At 51.7% G+C, this 17,909-nt stretch carries 18 protein-coding genes and 1 pseudogene; 13 read left to right on the forward strand and 6 right to left on the reverse strand.

The features are described 5' to 3' along the window. Positions 1-673 precede the first annotated feature (673 nt). Positions 674-1,633 carry a Kdo(2)-lipid IV(A) acyltransferase gene (locus OGV67_RS12650; RefSeq protein ID WP_024130404.1) on the forward strand — a complete coding sequence of 320 codons (960 nt, stop codon included), beginning with the start codon at positions 674-676 and terminating at the stop codon, positions 1,631-1,633. Between the two features lie 123 nt (positions 1,634-1,756). After that, entirely contained in the window at positions 1,757-1,888 is a 132-nt protein-coding gene (locus OGV67_RS12655) for a hypothetical protein (protein WP_012132696.1), read from the forward strand. Positions 1,889-2,554: 666 nt separating this feature from the next. Here the strand turns inward: OGV67_RS12655 and uspF are convergent. Continuing rightward, complete coding sequence (uspF, locus tag OGV67_RS12660; RefSeq protein WP_112002359.1) at positions 2,555-2,983, reverse strand: universal stress protein UspF; 429 nt, start codon at positions 2,981-2,983, stop codon at positions 2,555-2,557. A gap of 531 nt (positions 2,984-3,514) precedes the next feature. Here uspF and OGV67_RS12665 point away from each other — a divergent pair. The 7 genes from OGV67_RS12665 to OGV67_RS12695 all read left to right on the forward strand — a co-directional run bounded on the left by OGV67_RS12665 (position 3,515) and on the right by OGV67_RS12695 (position 10,323). Then, positions 3,515-4,609, forward strand: coding sequence for a NapC/NirT family cytochrome c (locus tag OGV67_RS12665; protein ID WP_047457454.1), 1,095 nt, complete (start codon positions 3,515-3,517; stop codon positions 4,607-4,609). 20 nt (positions 4,610-4,629) lie between these two features. Further along, positions 4,630-7,074, forward strand: a complete 2,445-nt coding sequence (locus OGV67_RS12670) for a trimethylamine-N-oxide reductase 2 (RefSeq protein ID WP_071258212.1) — start codon at positions 4,630-4,632, stop codon at positions 7,072-7,074. Positions 7,075-7,210: 136 nt separating this feature from the next. Further along, positions 7,211-7,861, forward strand: coding sequence for a metal-binding protein ZinT (gene zinT / locus OGV67_RS12675; protein WP_024130401.1), 651 nt, complete (start codon positions 7,211-7,213; stop codon positions 7,859-7,861). Positions 7,862-8,070: 209 nt separating this feature from the next. Next, the gene (leuE, locus tag OGV67_RS12680) at positions 8,071-8,709 is read left to right on the forward strand and encodes a leucine efflux protein LeuE (RefSeq protein ID WP_012132690.1); all 639 of its coding nucleotides are present in this window, start codon (positions 8,071-8,073) and stop codon (positions 8,707-8,709) included. Between the two features lie 186 nt (positions 8,710-8,895). After that, complete coding sequence (gene yeaR / locus OGV67_RS12685) at positions 8,896-9,258, forward strand: DUF1971 domain-containing protein YeaR (RefSeq protein WP_024130400.1); 363 nt, start codon at positions 8,896-8,898, stop codon at positions 9,256-9,258. Positions 9,259-9,261: 3 nt separating this feature from the next. Further along, positions 9,262-9,444 carry a DUF1869 domain-containing protein gene (locus tag OGV67_RS12690; RefSeq protein WP_012132688.1) on the forward strand — a complete coding sequence of 61 codons (183 nt, stop codon included), beginning with the start codon at positions 9,262-9,264 and terminating at the stop codon, positions 9,442-9,444. 231 nt (positions 9,445-9,675) lie between these two features. Further along, positions 9,676-10,323: a hypothetical protein gene (locus OGV67_RS12695; RefSeq protein ID WP_115614856.1), complete on the forward strand. Its 648-nt coding sequence runs from the start codon at positions 9,676-9,678 to the stop codon at positions 10,321-10,323. A 63-nt stretch (positions 10,324-10,386) separates the two neighbouring features. On the opposite strand, the gene fdhF is transcribed toward OGV67_RS12695, so the two are convergent. Next, complete coding sequence (gene fdhF, locus OGV67_RS12700; protein ID WP_110494329.1) at positions 10,387-12,534, reverse strand: formate dehydrogenase subunit alpha; 2,148 nt, start codon at positions 12,532-12,534, stop codon at positions 10,387-10,389. Between the two features lie 466 nt (positions 12,535-13,000). On the opposite strand from fdhF, the gene OGV67_RS12705 reads away from it, so the two are divergent. Continuing rightward, a complete protein-coding gene (locus OGV67_RS12705) occupies positions 13,001-13,249 on the forward strand; it encodes a GlsB/YeaQ/YmgE family stress response membrane protein (RefSeq protein ID WP_012132684.1) in 249 nt (82 codons plus the stop codon). Between the two features lie 139 nt (positions 13,250-13,388). Here OGV67_RS12705 and OGV67_RS12710 read toward each other — a convergent pair whose 3' ends face one another. Continuing rightward, positions 13,389-13,487 (reverse strand): YoaK family small membrane protein, encoded by a 99-nt coding sequence (locus tag OGV67_RS12710; protein WP_024130398.1) that lies wholly within the window; start codon positions 13,485-13,487, stop codon positions 13,389-13,391. A gap of 170 nt (positions 13,488-13,657) precedes the next feature. Here OGV67_RS12710 and OGV67_RS12715 point away from each other — a divergent pair, with 170 nt between their 5' ends. Then, complete coding sequence (locus tag OGV67_RS12715) at positions 13,658-13,912, forward strand: putative hemolysin (RefSeq protein ID WP_024130397.1); 255 nt, start codon at positions 13,658-13,660, stop codon at positions 13,910-13,912. A 55-nt stretch (positions 13,913-13,967) separates the two neighbouring features. Here the strand turns inward: OGV67_RS12715 and OGV67_RS12720 are convergent, their stop codons facing one another. Further along, on the reverse strand, positions 13,968-14,315 hold the full coding sequence (locus OGV67_RS12720; protein ID WP_012132682.1) for a DUF488 domain-containing protein: 348 nt from the start codon (positions 14,313-14,315) through the stop codon (positions 13,968-13,970). A gap of 217 nt (positions 14,316-14,532) precedes the next feature. On the opposite strand from OGV67_RS12720, the gene OGV67_RS12725 reads away from it, so the two are divergent. After that, entirely contained in the window at positions 14,533-15,240 is a 708-nt protein-coding gene (locus OGV67_RS12725) for a CTP synthase C-terminal region-related (seleno)protein (protein WP_012132680.1), read from the forward strand. A 32-nt stretch (positions 15,241-15,272) separates the two neighbouring features. On the opposite strand, the gene OGV67_RS12730 is transcribed toward OGV67_RS12725, so the two are convergent. Further along, positions 15,273-16,460 carry a CynX/NimT family MFS transporter gene (locus OGV67_RS12730; RefSeq protein WP_115614855.1) on the reverse strand — a complete coding sequence of 396 codons (1,188 nt, stop codon included), beginning with the start codon at positions 16,458-16,460 and terminating at the stop codon, positions 15,273-15,275. 99 nt (positions 16,461-16,559) lie between these two features. Between OGV67_RS12730 and OGV67_RS12735 the strand changes: the two are divergent. Further along, positions 16,560-17,349 (forward strand): annotated as a pseudogene (locus OGV67_RS12735) (AraC family transcriptional regulator); the annotation flags it as partial. Here the strand turns inward: OGV67_RS12735 and OGV67_RS12740 are convergent. Further along, complete coding sequence (locus OGV67_RS12740) at positions 17,332-17,778, reverse strand: DUF441 domain-containing protein (RefSeq protein ID WP_012132677.1); 447 nt, start codon at positions 17,776-17,778, stop codon at positions 17,332-17,334. The pseudogene OGV67_RS12735 and the gene OGV67_RS12740 overlap by 18 nt on opposite strands. Positions 17,779-17,909 lie beyond the last annotated feature (131 nt).

A 17,909-nucleotide genomic window follows, 5' to 3' on the forward strand; every position in this document is an offset into this window, starting at 1 on the left:
CTGAGGGTTCCCGTTTTTTGTTATTAGCATTCGAACTTGTTTTTTGAATGTCGAACTCGCAGAGGACTAAGACGATATTTCGCAAGTCTCCAGACGGGGAAGATGCGCATCTGCCAGTGGCTCAGACGATTAGCCCATCAGCGGATGTGGCTACGGAGCATTGTGCAAAACGGGCATGAACAACCTGGAACGGGTGAAGCGTCACAGGTTCCCAAAAATGTTGTCTGCGGCTCAGTACCATGCTGACTGTAAAAACTTCCCAGAATCTTACTTTCGAGTGTGCGAACGTTATCAGGAGCCGTACCGGGTACTACGTTGGGCGGCGATTTGAATGCCAGGCAACTGAACGACGAGGCAGCCAGTGATATGGCGAATATGTTTCTGACTTTCATCTGATGATTACCCTTCTCACTAAAAGTTATGTAATAACATAACCTCAATTGTGCTTAATGAATAGACCTGAAATTGTCCGATCGGTCATGTGGCGGCGAAAAGGTAAATGACGTTTTTACGACCTCGCGGTGAGCAGGGGATAAGTCGCAAAAAATGACAAAACGACTTTTTCGTCTTTTTATAGACTTTTTGTGCTAACCGGGGGTTTAGTTTTCCCCTCTTTGTAATAGGCAGATAGCTAACACCGCAGTTATCAGTAAACCGGAACGTATTTTACTCAATGACGAGACTCCCAACATTTTCATTCGCTTTTTTTCATCCTCGCTACTGGCTGCTATGGCTGGGTATTTTCTTCTTACGATGTGCTGTTTTGCTGCCTTATCCCATTCTGCTCAGGCTTGGCGCTTGTCTGGGGAGAGTGGCCATGCGCGCATTGCCTCGCAGGGTAACAATAGCCCGTCGCAACCTGGAACTTTGCTTTAAGGCGTTACCTGCGAAGGAGCGTGAGAAATTACTGATTAAAAATTTTGAGTCGGTAGGCATGGGGGTACTTGAAACCGGCATCGCCTGGTTCTGGTCAGACAGGCGTTTACGCAAATGGTTTACGGTTACGGGTTATGAACATATGGAAAGTGCGCGAGCTGAAAATAAAGGCGTGCTTCTCATCGGTATGCACTTTCTTACTCTTGAACTTGGGGCGCGCATATTTGGGATGCTCAATCCGGGCATTGGCGTATACAGGCCGAACAATAACGCGCTGTATGACTGGTTGCAGACGCGGGGACGTCTTCGCTCAAATAAAACCATGCTCGATCGCTATGATTTAAAAGGCATGATACGAGTGCTCAAACAAGGTGAGATTGTCTGGTATGCACCTGATCATGACTATGGCGCTCGTAACAGCGTGTTTGTTCCTTTTTTTGATGTTCCCGATGCGGCGACTACCGCAGGCAGTTACATGCTCGTCAGAAGCGCGCGACCGGCTGTTGTACCTTTTGTTCCCCGACGCCGAGCGGATGGAAGAGGGTACGAGCTGATCATCCTCCCGGATATCGGCCATGAACTGTATGACGAGGGCAAGGAAACCGTTGCGACCAGAATGAACCGGGCGATTGAACGCGCAATCAGCCTGGCTCCTGAACAATATATGTGGCTACACCGTCGCTTTAAGACCCGACCAGCAGGCAAGCCGGCTCTGTATGGGAAGAAGGAAAATGCGATTGAGAGTAACGGCGAATAGCTCGCTTCCTGGTTTCAAACCGCCTCCGGGCGGTTACTGGTCAACAATGCCGTCATAAACCTGTCATGTGTTCGTGCTATTGGGAATTTAGTCATTCATTTTCTGCGGTCAGGGGAGGTGAAAATGGGCACGGAACATGAACGCATTCGGTCAGTATTAACGGGGCTGCTTATCGCGCTGCTGATGCTGCTTGTCATGGCCGGGTGGCCTTATCTTGTGCGTATGATCTCCGGTTATATCGCCGGGTATCTGTAAATATGCACCTGAGGATAAACAAGAACGGGAACCTGTCAGTTCCCGTTTTTTTATGCCAGTAGAATGGCGTGTTGTGAGAGTGACGACTCTGCACCTGCAATTACCAGCCAGGCAGCGTACCTCCGACACTCCACTCTTCGGAGCCAAAATCGGGTTTCTCGCCCCGGATCACACGGTTTCTTTCTTCTTTTGTCGGTTTATGGGTGGCGGCGCGGCTGGGAAGTTTCCCGGGAGTTTTTACACAGCCGAATCCCTGACAAATTGGGCTGGCGGAAGAGGGCGCGGGTTGTACTTCTGAGTCGACACAAGCCGTCAACAATACGATTGAAATCGTGCCGGCAACTCTCTTTATGTTCATAAATATCCTTTTAATGTTTAACGACTCACATGCCCTTTTCCCTGAGAGCATGAATACTCTGGCAAAAAAAGCCCGCAACAGAGTGCGGGCAAAATCATACTGGAAGCAATGTGAGCAATGTCGTGCTTTCAATACCTGTATTAGGCGCTAAGGTATTTACAGCAAGAGAATGATAACCATTATCATTTAATGATTCAACCATTCGTTTTATAAGGCTGTTTTTATCGGGAGTCATTCATCAGAAAACAGGTGTGATACAAGAACGGGAGCCTGTTGGCTCCCGTTTTCGCCAGGGTTAGCGAGCGGTATTAGCGTACAACCAGAACAGGGCAGTTTGCATGGCGAACAACGGCCGCAGCAGTTGAACCCAGCAGATAGGTACTGAAACCCGGTTGATGCGACGCAATGATAATCAGGTCGGCTTCTACCGCATCCGCCAGTTTGAGGATCTGATCTTTGGGCGGGCCGTAGACAATATGGGACTGGCTCCTGCCCTCGGGGATATTGAATTGTTTAACAATTTCCTCCAGTTTGACGGCGGCCTTTGACTGAAGACCGCTTCTGTCCGGGAACTCGCTGGAGTAGGCCAGACCCAGTGAGGCATAGAACGGGACAGAAGGTATTACGGCCAAAAAATGCACCTTTGCGGTTTTAGCATGCGCCTCAACCTGCGGGATGATCTGACGGGTCAAGCTGGCTTCTGAGATATCAATCGGCACCAGAATAGAACGATACATATTCACCACCTCCTGTTTGTTTTATCTCCACCTTAAGTGTACTGGACTTATCGGTTGTATAAGAAGTAATCAGATCAAAGTTATGTGAACGAGTCCGCAAGTCGTAAGAATGTAGACACAAAACGTCCACCAGAAGGTGTTACCGACATGATGGCTGTCAGGAGAATGATTTTTACCGTGAATATCGTTATGAAGCAGTAATGGGTTCCGTTTTACTTTATTTCATTGTATATTTATTTATATAACGACGGGATATTTTCTCTCTCTTGAATCGCCATCTTAATTATTTGAAACTTTCTCCTGATATTTAATTTAATAATGGTTTAAATATCTATATAATACAGTGTAACTTTCTGTGTTTTAACGATTTTATACTCATATATTCCGTTGTTGTGTAATCTGCGATCCCCTTCAAATTTACTTGCATGCTAATTCTTATTCACATCCACGCTTGATGGATATCAATAATTAACCTGCTCGGTCTAATTATTGTCTACCTCTAAAAGGGTAGTTGTCTGACGAGAATGAAGAATGAGAAAAATAAATAAAACCATTTTATGGACGATGCTGCTTTGCATCGTTCTTGGCGCAGTAATTGTTTTAGCGGGGCAATGGACGTTACATAAAACATCGAGCACTGAATTTTGTCTGTCTTGCCATACGATGCAGGCGCCTTATGAGGAGTATACGGGCTCGGTTCACTTCCAGAATCAGAAGGGGATTCGTGCGGAATGCGCGGATTGCCATATCCCGGAAGGCGGGGTGGATTACCTGGTAGCCAAGCTCCTTGCCTCGAAAGATGTCTATCATCAGTTCATCACCAAAAAAATCGACACGCCAGAGAAGTTTGAAGAGCATCGTCTGGAGATGGCGCAAACCGTTTGGGCGCAGTTGAAAGCCAGCGACTCCGCAACCTGTCGTAGCTGTCATAGCATGGATGCGATGGATCTTGACGCGCAAAGCGCTGATGCCCGCAAAATGCACCAAATGGGCATTCAGGAAAAACAAACCTGTATTGATTGCCACAAAGGCGTCGCCCACTTCCCACCCGAAATAACAATGGACGACAGCGCCCTCAAAGCGCTTGAGGCCCAGTCTGCATCTACCCCCGCATCTGCAAAAACGCTCTATGCCGTAAGCAATACCGCACTTGGCGATCTGGCAACGGTCTATCCGGCCACGCAAATGCATGTCCTGAAATCGACGGAAACGTCACGGCTGGTGGAGATCCGCGGGAGCCAGATGCAGGGGAGCGAGCAGGTTATTTACTACGCGGCAGGCCAGCGGTTGATCCTTGCCAGTCTGAGTGAGAAAGGGCAGCAATCACTCCACATTCTCTCTGACTGGAAAAAAGATGATTACGGTAACGCGTGGCGGGATGTGGCGCTACAGGGCGAGTGGAGCGGCTCTGCGCTCGCCAGCCGCGAACCGATGTGGGACTACGCGCGCAAACTCGACAATGTGTACTGCGCAGGCTGCCATGCGCCGATTCCTGCGAAGCATTTTACCCTCAATGCCTGGCCCTCTGTGGCGAAAGGGATGGGGGCTCGTACCAACATCAGTGAAAACGAACTGGATATCCTGAGCCGTTACTTCCAGTACAACGCGAAAGACATGCATGAATAGTGATAATACCAGGAGAAATCATGAAACTCACAAGACGTGACTTTATCAAGACGGCTGGAGCGGCAACCGGGACTATGGCGATTTCTTCGGTGATCCCAATGCCTGCCTGGGCCGAAAACCAAAATGGCGGCGCCATCCTGACGGCCGCACGTTGGGGGGCCGTATATGTGGAGGTCAAAGACGGCAAAGTTGTCTCTTCAAAAGGCGCATTACCTAAAACCATACCGAACTCATTGCAGCAAACCGCGCCGGATCAGGTACATACCAACGCCCGAGTAAAATACCCAATGGTGCGTAAAAGCTATCTGGAAAATCCAGGTAAAGCGGACGGTAAACGGGGAAGTGATCCCTTTGTGCGGGTGAGCTGGGAACAGGCGCTGAAACTCATTCATGAGCAGCATAGCCGTATTCGTAGCAGCTATGGCCCGTCCTCCATTTTTGCGGGTTCCTATGGCTGGCGCTCCAGCGGCGTCTTGCATAAAGCGCAAACGTTGCTGCAACGCTATATGAGTATGGCCGGGGGATATGCAGGCCATACCGGGGATTATTCCACCGGGGCGGCGCAGGTTATCATGCCATATGTTGTGGGATCGGTTGAGGTATACGAACAACAGACGACATGGCCGATGGTGCTTGAGCACAGCCAGGTGGTGGTGCTGTGGGGGATGAACCCGCTCAACACGTTAAAAATAGCCTGGAGCAGTACGGATGAGCAGGGGCTTGAGTATTTTAATCTGCTGAAGAAATCGGGAAAAACTGTTATCGCGATCGACCCAATGCGCTCAGAAACCATTGAGTTTTTTGGCGACAATGCAACGTGGATCGCCCCGCATATGGGAACTGACGTGGCGATGATGCTGGGGATTGCGCATACGCTGGTGAAAAAAGAGCGTCACGATAAAGCGTTCCTGGAAAAATACACCACCGGTTATCCGCAGTTTGAAGAGTATCTGCTCGGCAAGAGCGACAACGTTGAGAAAACCGCTGAATGGGCATCCGGTGTCTGTGGCGTACCCGCAGAACAGATTGAGAAACTGGCGGAAATTTTTGCCAGCAACCAAACCATGCTGATGGCGGGCTGGGGGATTCAACGTCAGCAATACGGTGAGCAAAAACACTGGATGCTGGTGACGCTGGCCGCGATGCTGGGGCAAATTGGGACGGAAGGCGGCGGTTTCGGTTTCTCCTATCACTATTCCAACGGCGGGAACCCGACGCGTACCGGTGGTGTACTGCCTGCGATATCGGCGCAAATTGAGGGGGGATCGTCGGCAGGGAACGACTGGGCGGTATCGGATGCGGTGGTGAATCTGCCTGTGGCGCGAATTGTGGAGGCGCTGGAAAACCCGGGAGGAAAATATCAGCATAATGGTAAAGAGCAGACCTTCCCGGATATCAAAATGATCTGGTGGGCAGGCGGCGCGAACTTTACCCATCATCAGGATACCAACCGCTTAATCAAAGCGTGGCAGAAGCCCGAGCTGGTGGTGATTTCCGAGTGTTACTGGACGGCGGCGGCGAAACATGCCGATATTGTTCTCCCGATCACCACATCGTTTGAACGTAACGATCTCACGATGACCGGAGACTACAGCAACCAGCATCTGGTGCCCATGAAGCAGGTGATTGCGCCGCAGTTTGAGGCCCGTAATGACTTTGACGTCTTTGCTGATTTAGCTGAGATGCTCAAACCCGGCGGCAAAGCGGTCTATACCGAAGGTAAAGATGAGATGGCGTGGCTTAAGCAATTCTACGACGCCGCGCAAAAGGCGGCTCGCGCTCAACGTGTGGCAATGCCTCAGTTCAATGCGTTCTGGCAGCAGAATAAGCTGATTGAAATGCGCGAGAACGAAAAGAACAACAAGTATGTGCGTTATGCCGATTTCCGCCATGATCCGGTCATGAATGCGCTCGGTACGCCAAGCGGTAAGATCGAGATCTACTCAAAAACCATTGAAGGTTATCACTACAAAGACTGTCCGCCTCATGCTTCATGGATTGAACCGGATGAGTGGAAAGGGTCCGCGGATAAGGATCAGTTACAGTTGCTGACCGCCCATCCGGCGCACCGTCTGCACAGTCAGTTGAACTATGCGTCGTTGCGAAAAGAGTATGCCATTGCCGATCGCGAGCCGGTGACGATTCATCCAGATGATGCGAAGGCAAGAGGCATTGCCGAAGGCGACCTGGTACGCGTATGGAATGGTCGTGGTCAGGTTCTGGTCGGGGCGCACGTCAGCGATGGGATCAAACCGGGGATCATCTGTATCCATGAAGGCGCCTGGCCTGATATCGAGAATGGCATCTGTAAAAACGGCGGCGCCAACGTGCTGACGGCGGACATCCCGACGTCAAGGCTGGCGAACGGCTGCGCGGGGAATACGACCCTGGTATACGCAGAGAAATTTACCGGCGAAGCCCCGACGCTCACGGTATTTGATGAGCCAGAGATTGTCACTCTGTAACGCCGGGGACTGTTAGTTTGTCGGAATAAGCGGGAGCCTGTGTGCTCCCGTTTTTTATGCTTCTCATTCAGAGTTGAATTAATGGTTATGTTATATTATAACATTCCATCTTTACGCACTGATTGAGGGTGATATTTTGGCGATTCATTTTGAAAAATTAGCAGTAGCTCTGGGAATGCTTCTGGTTAGCGGACACGCGCTTGCGCATGGGCACCATTCACATGGCGCACCGTTAACGGAGATGGAGCAAAAGGCGGCAGAAGGCGTTTTTGACGATAAAAACGTGAAGGACAGGGCGCTAACGGACTGGGACGGTATGTGGCAGTCTGTTTATCCGTATCTGGTAAGCGGGGAGCTTGATCCGGTATTTAAAAAGAAAGCGGAGAAAGATAACAGCAAAACGGCCGAGGAGATTAAGGCCTATTACCGTAAAGGCTACGCCACCAATGTGGATACTATCGGCATTGAGAATGGTGTCATGGAATTTCACACCGGTAATCAGGTTGAGTCCTGCCAATACGATTATGCCGGACACAAAATCCTGACCTACGCATCCGGTAAAAAAGGCGTTCGCTATCTGTTTGAGTGTAAAGATGCGAAGAGCAACGCGCCTAAATATGTGCAGTTCAGCGATCATATTATCGCGCCGCGTAAGTCGAGCCATTTCCATATCTTTATGGGGAACACTTCCCAGCAGGCATTGCTTGAAGAAATGGATAACTGGCCAACCTATTATCCGTACCAGCTGAAGGCCGAAGAGGTCGTCGACGAGATGTTGCACCACTAAGATGTTGTTATTATGGCGGGCCCGGCAGGACCCGCCATCGTGTTGTGACGGCGTCCCAAAAGAGCGATATCTGTCATAAGTAGGGCGCCTTTGCCGGTAAATATCATGATATAACGCAACGCTATGATTTCCCTTCCCATCATTCAGTTCATTCGTTAGCATATTGTTTCGCAGTAAAGCGTATCTGTTTTTTTCAGGAAGAGGTTAACGTGTTCGCAGAGTATGGAGTTCTGAACTACTGGACGTATCTGGTTGGGGCCATTTTTATCGTGCTGGTGCCGGGGCCTAATACGATATTTGTGCTGAAAAACAGCGTCGGGCGAGGGATGAAAGGCGGATATCTCGCCGCCAGCGGCGTGTTCATTGGCGATGCGGTGCTGATGTTTCTGGCGTATGCGGGCGTCGCAACATTAATAAAAACAACGCCGGTGCTGTTTAATATCGTTCGTTATCTCGGCGCTTTTTATCTGCTGTATCTTGGTGCGAAGATCCTTTACGCCACGCTTAAATCGAAAGGGAGCGAAGTGGCGCATGATGAGGTTCCGTTTGGCGCAATCTTTAAACGTGCCTTAATACTGAGCCTGACCAATCCCAAAGCCATCCTTTTTTACGTTTCGTTTTTCGTCCAGTTTATTGACGTCAATGCGCCGCACGCGGGGCTGTCATTTTTTATCCTGGCGACAACGCTTGAAGTGGTGAGCTTTTTCTATCTGAGCTTCCTGATTATTTCGGGCGCTTTTGTAACGCAGTACATTCGCACGAAAAAGAAACTGGCGAAGGTGGGGAATTCCCTTATCGGTTTGATTTTCGTTGGTTTTGCCGCACGTCTGGCGACGCTTCAGTCATAACGCCATCAGGCCCGCGCATTCTGTGGGCCTTCCGTTTTTACTTTTTGCTTAAAGATGATGCTCACCGCCACGCGCGACGGAAAAAAATAACCAATAAATGGTATTTAAAACACATCTTATGAGGCGTACCCTTTTTACAGCAGCGATTCAGTAAGATCGCTGGTTGTTACTGGAAGAGGGAATAAAATGCTTCAAATTCCACAAAATCATATCCATACACGCTCCACTCCGTTCTGGAATAAAGACACCGCGCCAGCCGGAATTTTCGAACGCCACCTTGATAAAGGAACCCGACCAGGGGTTTATCCTCGCCTGTCGGTTATGCAGGGGGCGGTCAAATATCTCGGATACGCAGATGAACACAGCCCGGAACCGGAAAAAGTGATGATCATTGAAGCCGGTCAGTTCGGCGTTTTTCCCCCGGAAAAATGGCACAACATCGAAGTGATGAGCGACGATACCTACTTTAACATCGACTTTTTTGTTGCACCGGAAGTGCTGATGGAAAGCGCCAGCCAACGAAAAGTCATTCATACCGGGAAGGAGTAAATCATGGGCAAAGCGACCTATACCGTTACCGTAACCAATAACAGCAACGGTGTTTCAGTTGATTATGAAACTGAAGCGCCGATGACACTGCTGGTCCCGGACGTTGCGGCAGAAGTGGTGAAAGATCTGGTGAACACCGTGCGCTCATACGACACCGAAAACGAGCACGACGTTTGCGGCTGGTGATCCCGTTCGGGAAGCCTGCGACCGCGATTTTTTAACCGTTACGCTAAACCGCACAGCGCTATCACGACGCTGGGCGGTTTTTTTTCGCCTGATATCAGCATGTACCTGACAACTGAAATTAATTGAAAAGAAATATTAAGGAAACCTTAAGAACATCGCATTGTTTGTTAATGCTCTGGCATTCATAAAATATATGATTGAGCATCAAACACTGAACAGAAAATGACCACCATGAAATTTGATACTCGATTAACCTCGTCGTCTCTCGTCCTTGCGCTTGTTGCGTTGGTTATTCCTTTCACTGCGAACTGGCACGTACCTCTGCTAAATGGCGTCGTGGTGTTATGGATTGAAAATGGGCAGGCGCTATGGCTACTGTTTGGTGCGCTATTTACCGCCTGGTATATCAGGCCGTTGTCTCGCCCTGACGGCGCAAAGCAGTTTTGGCTTTGGGCGGTGGTGTGGTGGCTGGTGTTGTTAGGGCGAAGCACCAGCTGGGGGCGCGACTACTTTCCTGATCATCCCAAAATGATCTTCCGGGGGATCTCCGTCGTCCTGATCGCCGCGCTTGTGCTTCCGGTATTGATCTCAAAGACTTTGCGCCAGGAAATTGCGCGTCGGCTGCGTGAAGAATCCCTGCCGCTGTGGTTGCTAACTGTTACTGCCTGTGCGTTTTTAATTTCCGATACGGTGGAGCATCATCGGTTACTGGCGCCGCTGTTCCTGCACAGTAAGCAATACACCGATTTGATTGAAGAACTGTACGAATTGCCGTTCATGATCGGGCTTTTTTTGGTTACGCTGACATTTATGAAACGCGATAAACAAGATGAATATATTGCGTTGCAGACGGCGGAACCACAGCATGCGGAATATTGAGGTTCGCTGATGAAAACGCCCGGGTTCTTTTTCCCGACCCCGGGCTAACAGGCACAGCGCGGCTTATGCAATTGCCTCGCATAAACGCGACTTCATGTCGCTGTACGATTGGGCAGCATGGTTTTCCGCCCAGCGCTGATCGGTAATGACTTCGACCTTCACGGCGCAATATTTGGTTTCAGGCGTTTTCGAAATCGGATCAAGATTATCCTGAGTCAGTTCGTTACAGGCGCCTATCCACCATTGATAGGTCATATAGACCGTCCCCTGGTTAATGCGATCTGAAACATCGGCCCGGCTGATGACTTTACCGCGACGTGAACTCACCCACACCAGTTCGCGATGACGAATCCCCAGTTTTTCCGCGTCGTTCGTGTTGATTTGCACGTTGCCAGGTTCATCTGCCAGCGCCTGTAGCGCAGCGCAGTTGCCGGTCATTGAGCGGCAGGAATAGTGTCCCACTTCGCGAACGGTACAGAGCACCATCGGGAACGCATCATCAGGAACTTCCGCCGGAGCCCGCCACGGCGCGGCGAATAACTTGCCTTTGCCGCTGGGCGTATCAAACTGACTATGTGCGTAAAGATACGGCGTACCGGGGTGATCAAGATCCGGGCACGGCCACTGCACATGCCCCATATCGCCCATTTTCTCCCAGGTGACGCCGTAGAAAAGCGGACACAGTTCGCGCATCTCATCCCAGATGTGCTGGTTACTTTCATAATGCATCGGGTAGCCCATTTCGGTCGCCAGCAGACTGATAATCTCCCAGTCGCGCTTCACATCTCCGGTGGGGTCGATGGCTTTTTCAAACCGCTGGAAGCCACGGTCGGCACAGGTGAAGACGCCGCCGTGTTCGCCCCATGAGGTCGCGGGCAGGAGAACATCCGCCATTTCTGCCGTTTTGGTCATGAAAATATCCTGCACCACGATAAAGTCCAGCGCCTCGAAACCGGCCCGCACCAGCCCCAGGTCGGCCTCGGTTTGCAGCGGATCTTCCCCCATGATGTAGTAGGCTTTAATTTTGCCTTCCATCGCCAGGTGCGGCACCTCGGTAATACGCGTGCCGACTTTGTCATCCATCAGGCTGGCATCGATTCCCCAGGCTTGCGCGAATTTCTCTCTGGCGGCTGCATCCGTCACGTCCTGGTAGCCGGGGAACTGGTTAGGCAGAACGCCCATATCGCACGCTCCCTGGACGTTGTTCTGACCGCGTACCGGGCCGACGCCGACGTCAGGACGCCCCAGATTGCCCGTCAGCAGCGCCAGGCTCGACAAACCGCGCACGACGTCGACAGCCTGACCAAACTGGGTCACGCCCATTCCCCACATGACCGTAGCGGAAGGGGCGGCGGCGAACGTTCGCATCGCCTGACGCACCTGCTGGGCAGGGACGCCGGTTAAATGTTCGACGGATTCCGGGGCGTAATCTTTTACGGTCTCCCGGTAGGCCTCCAGTCCTTCCGTGTGCTTTTGTACGTACTCCGTGTCGTAAAGGTGTTCATCAAGCAGAACGTAGCCAAAGGCGTTAACCAGCGCCATATTGCAGCCGTTGTTCAGTTGCAGGTGCTGATCGGCAATACGGGCGGTCTCAATGCGCCGGGGATCGCACACAATAATTTTGGCGCCGTTCTGCCTGGCCTTAATGACTCTGCGCGCGACAATAGGGTGAGAGTCTGCGCAGTTATAGCCGAAAATCAGCAGGCATTTGGAGTTCTCTATATCGCTGATGGAGTTACTCATCGCCCCATTACCCAGCGTCTCCTGCAACCCGGCGACGGAAGGGCCGTGGCATACGCGGGCGCAGCAATCGACATTGTTGGTATTGAGTACGGCGCGGGCGAATTTCTGCATGACGTAGTTGGTTTCATTCCCTGTCCCACGGGAAGAGCCTGTCGTCATAATGGCGCGGGGCCCAAAGGTTTCTTTAATGGCGGATAAGCGTTGTGCGGTATAGCGGATCGCTTCATCCCAACTGACGGGGGTAAATTTTCCGCCTTTTTGATAGCGGATCATCGGGCGGGTCAGACGTGGCGTCAGAAGCCGCGTGTCGTTAAGGAAGTCCCAGCCATAGTAGCCTTTCAGGCATAACTGGTTCTGGTTGGTTACACCCTCTGCGCCTTCGGCACGGATAATTTTGTTATTTTCAACAACAAGCTTGAGCTTGCACCCGGCCCCACAGTACGGGCACACACTGGTGATTTTTTTCATCAATAACAGACCTGTTAAAAGCTGAAATAGCGCGAATTGTAGTCGAAGCCGACGCGCGGCATGGCGCTGGCTTCGGTTTGTCGTAGCGACGGGCTGTTAAAGCACAAACCGTGCCAGAAACAGAAACTCAGGCGCGGCGGGGCTTGTCTGCGAAAAGATGAAGAAAATGACAGCGGATTCGTCATAAATGACGAGTAAACGTCAAAAAAAAGCCCGCACTCAGTGAGGCGGGCAAAAATACTGGAAGCAATGTGAGCAATGTCGTACTGAATACCTGAGTGATTTGCTCAACTATTCAGTAATGAGAAAGATAATCTTTATCATCTAAACTTGCAACCCCAACTTTTATGGGAGTAAAGAAAAAATAATAAAAGTGACATTTATCACAAATTTCAATTCTCTGATGATGTGCTATTCTTTTTAACGGCGAGTAAACCGCTAACGTACAAACATAAGTGAGGAAAAAATGGGCATTATTTCATGGATTATCTTTGGGCTTATTGCAGGTATTCTGGCGAAGTGGATTATGCCTGGTAAGGATGGCGGCGGGTTCTTCATGACGATCATCCTGGGGATCGTCGGTGCCGTGGTAGGGGGATGGATCAGCACGTTCTTCGGGTTTGGCAAAGTTGACGGCTTCAACTTTGGCAGCTTTGCCGTAGCGGTTATCGGCGCGATTGTCGTTCTGTTTATCTACAGAAAAATCAAAAGTTAAGCGAAGTAGTTCGTAAGACGAAAAGGCTACCGTTGGTGGCCTTTATTATTTTGATAAGCCCGTTACCACCAGCCCAGTTTGGTTCCTGCCACCGCGATAATCGCAATGCCAATCATGATGAGCGTCGTTTTCTTCATCGTTACGCCCCCGGCGTGGCGTAGCCGCCGATGAAAAACCATGCCAAAAAAGTCACCGCCGTAATGAAAATCACGACAGGAAAAATAATGCCTAATTTCATGCTATCACCCGTTCTCGTTATAGGAAGACGAGCAAGGATAGCAGGGCGTCGTGCGTGACAAAAGATGTTTTAACGTCACGCTTTTCATTCTGATACGCATCGCAAGAAAACATGGAGATACAACGGCAGGCGGGTTAACCTGTCGGGGTGTAATGTTAACGGGAGTTCATATGAGATTCATGTTTGTCGCGCTGCCGTGCGCGTTGGCGCTCTCCGCCTGTTCGTCGTCATCCCAGCCCGAGGCGCCGAAACCTCCGCAGATAGGTATGGCAAACCCGGCTGCCGTCTATTGCGAACAGAAGGGCGGTACGCGAGTGCCCGTTCAAAGCCCGCAAGGGGTACGCACGGAATGTAAACTACCCGGCGGTGAAGTGATTGAAGAGTGGGATCTCTGGCGCAGAGATCATCCTGCCAGCGGTAAGTGATACCTGGCGCATCGCTTTGCGCGTGCGCCGTGTTTTGGCGGATTTTGTGTGCGAATCACAATCCGCGTAGCCAGTCGGCCAGGACAAGTGCGTGATTCTGCTCTGTGTTCTTTGCCGCATATAGCAGGGTCAGCGTCTGCTGGCGGGCAATATCCGCCAGCCGTTTACCTTCCTGCTTCTGTTGGTCGAGTTCACTCCGGTATTGCTCAGTAAAATTTTTGAAATCAATCACTTCAGAGTGAAAGGCCTTGCGTAATTCAGATGAAGGCGTCAGCGTTTTATCCCACTCGTCAAAGGCCAGATCGGTTTTTTTGACCCCTCGCGGCCACAGCCTGTCAACCAGTACACGGTAGCCGTCGCTTTTTTCTGCCGGGTCGTAGACGCGTTTACACTGAATTTTCATCCTTTTCTCTCCTCAATCCAGGCCATGACTTCATTAATCTGATTGCCGGAAAATCGTGCCGCGTCATGCTGACGCAGCAGGCTGTTTCTGAAACGTAGAACGTCATCACTATAGCACTTCGATCCTCCTCAATTTAAGGGATTGTGATAACAGTAAAAGATCGGTAGTCTGAGGTTCCTTATGTTGTCCCTCATTGCATTGACATAAGGAACGCCTCATGGAACTTTCCCCTGTTAAAGACACGCTACGTATTGCGCTGGTGGGTGATTACAACCCCGATATCGTGGCGCACCAGGCCATACCCCTTGCTATTGATGATGCGGCCGCCGTGCTGGAGTTAATGGCGGACTATGACTGGCTGACGACGCCCGACATCAATAGTGACGAAGATTTGGTGGGCTATGATGCCATCTGGGTTGTTCCCGGCAGCCCCTATAAAAATACCGAAGGGGCATTGATTGCTATTCGTTATGCCCGTGAAAACAGCATTCCTTTTCTGGGAACCTGCGGCGGATTCCAGCACGCGATCCTCGAGTATGCCCGTAATGTGCTGGGCTGGCGCGATGCGGCGCACGCCGAAACTGATGCTTCCGGTCGGATGGTTATCGCCCCGTTGAGCTGCTCGCTGGTGGAAAAAACGGATGATATCGAACTGAGGGCGAATACGCTGGTCGCCAAAGCCTACGGGCAGGACGTTATCTCCGAAGGATATCACTGCAACTACGGGGTATCAGAAGATTTTGCCGCTGAACTTGAGAATGGCGATTTGCGGGTTACCGGGTGGGATGAGGCGGGAGACATCCGTGCCGTGGAACTGGTAACGCATCCCTTTTTCGTTGGTACGCTTTTTCAACATGAACGTGGCGCGCTGGCGGGTAAACCCGTTCCCCTGGTGCAGGCGATGCTGCGAGCCGCACGGGGATAAAAACAAGGGCAGGTCAATGCCTGCCCGTTCGGTTATTTTGCTGCGATCTCCCGATCGCGTCCGGCATAAAGGCCGAATATCGCCATCGCGACCGCCAGAACCGCCACGCCAATTAGCGGGATGTGCCAGTCGCCGTTGGCATCATGAATCTTACCCATCAACGGCGGCCCACATGCCGCCAGCAGATAGCCGACAGATTGCGCCATGCCCGAAAGCGCCGCCGCCTGGTGTGCGGAACTGGCGCGCAGCCCAATAAACGTCAGACCCAAAATCATTGTCGCGCCAGAGCCAAATCCAAACAGAATCGTCCACAGCACCGCCTGCCCCGGCACAAACCAGAATCCGGCCGCGCCGAGAGCGCACATGAGCGATACCAGCGCGGCAATACTGCGCTGATCCTTGAACCGGTGCAGGATGAGCGGAATCAACAGTCCCGGCGCAGCCGTCGCCAGTTGCAGCAGGCCGTGTAGCGATCCGGCCTGCGCTTCACTGTAGCCGTGGCTGATTAAAATCGCGGGCAGCCAGCCGATGATAACGTAATAGATAAGCGAGTTAATGCCGAGGAATAAGGTGACTTGCCAGGCGAGGGAGGATCGCCAGATGCCGCGCGAGTGTAGCGCGCGGGAGTTGCTCAGGTTGGCGGTAGCCGTGTTGCGCCACTGCGGCAGCCAGATAAGAAAGGCCAGCAGGGGAAACAGCATCAGCATTAACAGCGCGCCGCGCCAACCAAAGCCATGCAACGCCAGCGGTACGACCATTGCCGAACCCACCGCCGCTGCGGCGCCCATTGTCAATGAATAGGCGCCGGTCAGTTTTGCCACATGCTGTGAATAATCGCGTTTAATCAGCCCGGGGAGCAGCACGTTTCCCAGCGCGATACCGCAACCAATAATGGCTGTGCCGGTAAACAGGAAGCTGGCAGAAGGTAGCGAGCGCACGGCAATACCAAAGCAAATCAACAGCATGGCGGCAAACAGGCTGCGTTCCATGCCGAACCGGCGCGCAATGTTTGCCGCCAGCGGAGAGACCAGCGCGAAAGCCAGCAAGGGAAGCGTGGTCAGGAGGCCCGTTTGTGCGGTAGTTAGCCCGTAATCCGCACGAATCGTCTCCAGTAACGGCGCAGCGCCAGTGAAGGTAACGCGCAGCGTCGTCGCAATCATCAGAATACCGGCAATCAGTAATGCACCGTTTTTGCCGCGTAATGAAGGGGAAATAGTCATTGTTTTCTCATATCAACAGGCGAGGCGATACCTTACCGTTTTTACTCTCTGGATCAATCAAGCTAAAATGACAGTTTATCGCTAAAATCGGACAATATGATGATTGGCCTGAGACTGGATGGCTACGAGCCTGACCTTCACCATGATGCGGCTGTGGCCTTTTGCATTCGCGCTCGCGAAGATGAGCTTTTCAGTCCGCTGCATCACCATCGAAAAGGGCAACTGATCCTGGCGCTGCATGGCGCTATTACCTGCGAGGTAGAAAGCGCCATGTGGATGGTGCCGCCACAGTATGCAGTATGGGTTCCCGGCGAAATTCCCCACAGTAACCACGTCACGGCGGGGGCGGAATTATGTTTTCTGTTTATTGAGCCGGATGCGGTCGTGATGCCGGATCGCTGCTGTACGCTAAAAATAACGCCATTGTGCCGGGAGCTGATTCTGGCGCTTGCCGCGAGAACGGATATTCAGCGTACCGAGCCAATGACGCAGCGCCTGACACAGGTCTTGTTTGATGAGCTTCCGCAGCAACCACAGGAGCAGATGCAGCTTCCGGTTTCCGGGCATCCCAAAATACGTCAAATGGTGGAGACGATGGCGCGTGAACCAGCCCGCTGGCAAACGCTGGGGCAGTGGGCGAGCCTGTTCGCCATGAGCGAACGCAATCTTGCCCGACTGGTGGTAAAGGAAACCGGCCTGAGCTTTCGTCGCTGGCGTCACCAGTTGCAGCTTATTCTGGCGTTGCAGGCGCTGATTGACGGACACAGCGTGCAGCACGTCGCCCAAACGCTGGGTTATGATTCAACGACCGCGTTTATCACCATGTTTAAAAAGGGGCTGGGGCAAACTCCAGGCCGTTATCTGGTCGGGCTTACTGCTTCCCAATAATCAGCGACACCAGGCCTGCGGCAATGAGCGGGCCGACCGGCACGCCCCGGAACAGTGCAACGCCCAGTACCGTCCCCACCAGTAAACCCGCGACCAGCTGCGGCTGGCTTCCCATCAGCGTAACGCCGCGCCCGCCCAGCCAGGAAACAAAGACACCAATGGCGATGGCAACCAGTGATTTCCAGTTGACGAAGGAGTGAATGAGCGTAGAGGGAGGCAGCGAACCGCTGGCGATCGGCGCCATGACGCCGATAGTCAGGATAATGATCCCGACGGTCAGCCCCTGTTTCTCAATCCACGGGAAAAACGTATTGAGTGGGGTAACGCGGACAATGATCAACACCAGAATTGAAACGGCGACAGTGGTGTTATGGCTGATAAAGCCCAGCGCTGCCAGTCCAAGCAGGATCAGCAGAGTGACATCAAACATCGTGGTTTCCTTGCCAGAGAAAGATAAGCCTGCTTACTGTACGCGCAAATACGTGAGTGAACAGGCTTTTTTATCAATAACGGCACATTTTCAGGCGAATGCCTGAGGAGAATTTTCCGGGCAGATCAGGC

This window comes from Citrobacter sp. CK188 (assembly GCF_030333525.1).
GTDB classification, from domain to species: domain Bacteria; phylum Pseudomonadota; class Gammaproteobacteria; order Enterobacterales; family Enterobacteriaceae; genus Citrobacter_B; species Citrobacter_B koseri.

What these genes read in the sequence shown, in the direction of transcription:
- OGV67_RS12650 (WP_024130404.1), top strand. Translation starts at nt 674, where the DNA reads ATGACGAGACTCCCAACATTTTCATTCGCTTTTTTTCATCCTCGCTAC.
- OGV67_RS12655 (WP_012132696.1), top strand. Translation starts at nt 1,757, where the DNA reads ATGGGCACGGAACATGAACGCATTCGGTCAGTATTAACGGGGCTGCTT.
- uspF (WP_112002359.1), bottom strand. Translation starts at nt 2,983, where the DNA reads ATGTATCGTTCTATTCTGGTGCCGATTGATATCTCAGAAGCCAGCTTG.
- OGV67_RS12665 (WP_047457454.1), top strand. Translation starts at nt 3,515, where the DNA reads ATGAGAAAAATAAATAAAACCATTTTATGGACGATGCTGCTTTGCATC.
- OGV67_RS12670 (WP_071258212.1), top strand. Translation starts at nt 4,630, where the DNA reads ATGAAACTCACAAGACGTGACTTTATCAAGACGGCTGGAGCGGCAACC.
- yeaR (WP_024130400.1), top strand. Translation starts at nt 8,896, where the DNA reads ATGCTTCAAATTCCACAAAATCATATCCATACACGCTCCACTCCGTTC.
- OGV67_RS12690 (WP_012132688.1), top strand. Translation starts at nt 9,262, where the DNA reads ATGGGCAAAGCGACCTATACCGTTACCGTAACCAATAACAGCAACGGT.
- OGV67_RS12695 (WP_115614856.1), top strand. Translation starts at nt 9,676, where the DNA reads ATGAAATTTGATACTCGATTAACCTCGTCGTCTCTCGTCCTTGCGCTT.
- fdhF (WP_110494329.1), bottom strand. Translation starts at nt 12,534, where the DNA reads ATGAAAAAAATCACCAGTGTGTGCCCGTACTGTGGGGCCGGGTGCAAG.
- OGV67_RS12705 (WP_012132684.1), top strand. Translation starts at nt 13,001, where the DNA reads ATGGGCATTATTTCATGGATTATCTTTGGGCTTATTGCAGGTATTCTG.
- OGV67_RS12710 (WP_024130398.1), bottom strand. Translation starts at nt 13,487, where the DNA reads ATGAAATTAGGCATTATTTTTCCTGTCGTGATTTTCATTACGGCGGTG.
- OGV67_RS12715 (WP_024130397.1), top strand. Translation starts at nt 13,658, where the DNA reads ATGAGATTCATGTTTGTCGCGCTGCCGTGCGCGTTGGCGCTCTCCGCC.
- OGV67_RS12720 (WP_012132682.1), bottom strand. Translation starts at nt 14,315, where the DNA reads ATGAAAATTCAGTGTAAACGCGTCTACGACCCGGCAGAAAAAAGCGAC.
- OGV67_RS12725 (WP_012132680.1), top strand. Translation starts at nt 14,533, where the DNA reads ATGGAACTTTCCCCTGTTAAAGACACGCTACGTATTGCGCTGGTGGGT.
- OGV67_RS12730 (WP_115614855.1), bottom strand. Translation starts at nt 16,460, where the DNA reads ATGACTATTTCCCCTTCATTACGCGGCAAAAACGGTGCATTACTGATT.
- OGV67_RS12740 (WP_012132677.1), bottom strand. Translation starts at nt 17,778, where the DNA reads ATGTTTGATGTCACTCTGCTGATCCTGCTTGGACTGGCAGCGCTGGGC.